This window comes from Massilia atriviolacea, from assembly GCF_003953935.1.
GTDB classification, from domain to species: domain Bacteria; phylum Pseudomonadota; class Gammaproteobacteria; order Burkholderiales; family Burkholderiaceae_D; genus Telluria_A; species Telluria_A atriviolacea.
The window spans coordinates 1-691 of sequence record NZ_RXLQ01000066.1; the positions used below are offsets into that span (position 1 = coordinate 1).

Here is a 691-nt window from a genome sequence, read left to right on the forward strand (position 1 = left end):
CCTGGAACGGTCTGGTCGATTAAATCAGTGGTTCCTTAGAGGAGAAAAACATGTTGCTGATCGCTATTAAACGAGCATTGACAAAATACTGGCTGATTCCTTTTGCCGTGATGCTGCCATTGATTCTTGCTTATCTCGTCCGAGGAAACACTTTGCACTGGACATATGGACTCTGTCTGCTTGTTATCGCGTTCACCGGAGTGCTTGTAATAGCAGTACCTATCGAATACCACGCTGCGAAAACGAAGCGCGGCAATGAATTCTGAATAGCCATTCAGATGCTGCTCGAGGTCAGCCTTAACTTCGGTGTAGGAGAAGAAATGCAAGAACTTAATGCAAACGAGATTGACATGGTGGATGGTGCCGGTGTGGGTGCCAATATTGCTGCCGGAGTTGCTTCGGTATGGGCAGGTACTGTAGTGGGCGCCGCTGTAGGCTCGATCGTGCCTGGTGTGGGTAGTTTGGCTGGTGCTGGTATCGGGTTTGCATTTGGCGTTGCACAGGTCTGCGCATGGTCCATGGCGACCGCAACTTCATAATCCGGATCAGATATTGAGAAAACGTCGTCGCCGCCCTTCCAGATTGACTGGATGACTGGAAGGGCCGGCTTCATGTAGTCCCAATGTGTATTGCATTTCTTCCAGAGCTCAAGTGGACTAGGGAAACGCTGATCTAATCGATTTTTGAGCCG

General features: G+C 49.8%; 2 protein-coding genes. Both read left to right on the forward strand.

Translation table 11 applies throughout. The annotated features are described in order from the left end of the window. Positions 1 to 50 precede the first annotated feature (50 nt). Positions 51 to 266, forward strand: a complete 216-nt coding sequence (locus EJB06_RS31555) for a hypothetical protein (RefSeq protein WP_126077969.1) — start codon at positions 51 to 53, stop codon at positions 264 to 266. A gap of 12 nt (positions 267 to 278) precedes the next feature. Further along, complete coding sequence (locus EJB06_RS31560) at positions 279 to 539, forward strand: hypothetical protein (RefSeq protein WP_126077970.1); 261 nt, start codon at positions 279 to 281, stop codon at positions 537 to 539. Positions 540 to 691: the final 152 nt, after the last annotated feature.